Origin of the sequence: Candidatus Erwinia dacicola (assembly GCF_001756855.1) — a bacterium.
Lineage (GTDB): Bacteria > Pseudomonadota > Gammaproteobacteria > Enterobacterales > Enterobacteriaceae > Erwinia > Erwinia dacicola.
Map to the genome: position 1 here is coordinate 1 of NZ_MAYS01000245.1, position 2,592 is coordinate 2,592.

The 2,592-nt window shown below is 53.1% G+C and carries 3 protein-coding genes; all 3 read right to left on the reverse strand.

Annotated elements, in window-relative coordinates; all coding sequences use genetic code 11:
- Window positions 1-209 precede the first annotated feature (209 nt).
- Complete coding sequence (locus tag BBW68_RS07535; RefSeq protein WP_186821303.1) at window positions 210-1,403, reverse strand: amino acid aminotransferase; 1,194 nt, start codon at window positions 1,401-1,403, stop codon at window positions 210-212.
- Window positions 1,404-1,442: 39 nt separating this feature from the next.
- On the reverse strand, window positions 1,443-2,057 hold the full coding sequence (locus tag BBW68_RS07540) for a YitT family protein (protein ID WP_070134657.1): 615 nt from the start codon (window positions 2,055-2,057) through the stop codon (window positions 1,443-1,445).
- A gap of 273 nt (window positions 2,058-2,330) precedes the next feature.
- Window positions 2,331-2,592: Lrp/AsnC ligand binding domain-containing protein (locus BBW68_RS07545; protein WP_148127590.1), on the reverse strand; the 262-nt coding region annotated here is incomplete at its 5' end.

Genomic DNA, 2,592 nt, shown 5'->3' on the forward strand with positions numbered 1-2,592 from the left:
AATCTCCTAACCATGAACATCCGCTAAGCGGCTCAGTTCTGCGAAAATTTCTTAAGTAACCAATTAAAATCCCTGCGGTTTTTTATTTATAGTAAGAGTTTTCTGATACAACTCCTTAACTTATCGGTTCCGTTAAGTGTGCAGCAAGTAGCGAAAAGGTAAACCTGAAAAGGCAAAAACTGTGGCCGGGCAGCCCCGGCCAGCAGAAATTACATCACGGCAGTGAAGGCTTCCGCTACCTGATGCACGTTGTTGCGGTTGAGACCGGCCATGCAGACGCGCCCGCTGGCGATCAGATAGACGCCAAACTCGTTACGCAGGCGATCAACCTGTGCAGCGCTCAGCCCGGTGTAGCTGAACATACCGCGCTGCCTGATCAGGAAGTCGAAGTTCTTGCCCGGCACCGCCTGAGTCAGCGCGTCCACCAGCACCTGGCGCATCTCAAGAATACGCAGGCGCATCGCTTCCACTTCCGCCAGCCAGCTGGCCTTCAGCTCAGGGTTATTCAGCACGCAGGAAACCACCTGCGCCCCGAAGTTTGGCGGGCTGGAGTAGTTGCGGCGCACGGTGGCTTTCAGCTGCCCCAGTACGCGAGCGGCTTCTTCTGCGTCATCACAGACGATTGACAGACCACCAACGCGCTCGCCGTACAACGAGAAAATTTTTGAGAAGGAGTTGCTGACCAGTGCTGGCAGGCCCGCCGCGGCGATGCTGCGAATGGCATAAGCATCTTTCTCCATGCCGCCGCCAAAGCCCTGATAGGCGATATCGAGGAACGGAATCAGCTCGCGCTCTTTCAGCACCTTGGTCACTTCATCCCACTGCGCATTAGTCAGGTCGGCACCGGTTGGGTTGTGACAGCACGGATGTAGCAGCACGATGCTTTGCGCCGGCAGCGTATTAAGTTTTTCCAGCAGCGTGTCAAACTTCACGCCGTTGGTTGCCGTGTCATACCACGGGTAGGTATTTACGGTGAAACCGGCACCGTTAAAGATGGCAATATGGTTTTCCCAGGTCAGGTCGCTGACCCATACCTGCGAATCTGGGAAGTAGAACTTCAGGAAGTCGGCACCGACTTTCAGCGCACCGGAACCGCCCAGCGTCTGAATAGTGGCGATGCGGCCCGCTTTCAGCACAGGGTGCTCAGCGCCGAACAGTAAAGGCGCGATGGCGCTGAGGTAAGGCGGCAGGCCTTCCATCGGCAGATAGAGCGAGGCGGCCTGCGGCTGGGCGTGCAGCTGCTCTTCAGCGGCGGCAACGGTCTGCATCTGTGGGATCACACCCTGTTCGTTATAATATAGACCAATGCTCAGGTTGACCTTGTGCGGGCGGGCATCCTGCTTGAAGGTTTCCATCAGGGAGAGGATCGGGTCGCCAGCGTAGGCATCAACGTCTTGAAACACGGTGCAAATCTCCATTAAATAAGCAATAAATTCAGCGACTCAGACGAAATAGCGGCCAGGTCGATGGTTCATGGCGATAATCAGGTTCAATACCACGGCTCCGGCAATTGAGGCTGCCAGCATCTCGCGTGAGACCACAAACAGCGAGGCCAGCACCACGCAGGTATCGATCACCATCTGCAATTTTCCGGCGCGAATACCGTAACGGTCCTGCAGCCATAGCGCCAGAATATTGATGCCGCCAAGGCTGGCCTTGTGGCGAAATAACACTATAAACCCAATTCCCATCACCACGTTACCGAACAGTGTCGCATAAAAGTAATCCAGCGCGGAAAAATGGATAAATAACGGGTGCAGGTGGCTGAAGAGCGAAACCAGCGCCACGGCAGAGAAGGTTTTTACGGTGAATGCCCAGCCCATGCGCCTGACTGCCAGCCAGTAGAACGGGATGTTGATCAGGAAGAAAGCGAGGCCAAAAGAGGTTTTGCTCAGATAACTGATGAGGAAGGAAATGCCTGCAGTGCTGCCGGTTAGCGCCCCGGCCTGTTTTAACAGCGTAATGCCAAAGGAGACCATCAAAGTGCCAAGCACGATAGCCAGCACATCTTCCAGCAGGGTATGGGGGATTTTGACCGGTTGTACCACGTTGTCCATCAGATTGATTCTCTGGTGATTATTACTATGAATATGGCAGAACGATCGCCAAGTTTTAGTAATAATCTAGCAAAAATCGCACCAATTCGGTGAAGGTTCAGACCACCGGATGGTGCCAGCGAATTAACCTATTGAATACAAGTCACTTTATTGCTCGACTTTGTGCATGAAATCATTAAATCGTCATTTCGCGCACTGAAAATTGTTTTCCCGCACAGATTTTGCGTAAAACCAGAATTAAATGCACAATTCCGGTACATAACATGCACCATTCTAGCGCAGCAGATTCTCGCTCACCGACATCAAACCATTCTCCTTTAGACGGTTGAGGACCACAGAGGTTTTCACATGCGCCACGCTCTGATGCCCGGCGACCTGCTGGCTGATTAAGGCACTCAGCCCGGCGAGATCGGCAACCGCGACTTTTAACAGGTAATCGGCATCTCCGATGGTTTTATAGGTATCAACAATGCCTAGCTGCTCCGCCACCATGCGGTGAAAACTCTCAACGTACTCCGGGAGATTATCGGAATGG

Coding starts and splice junctions, on each gene's coding strand:
- BBW68_RS07540 (WP_070134657.1), bottom strand. CDS start 2,057: ATGGACAACGTGGTACAACCGGTCAAAATCCCCCATACCCTGCTGGAA.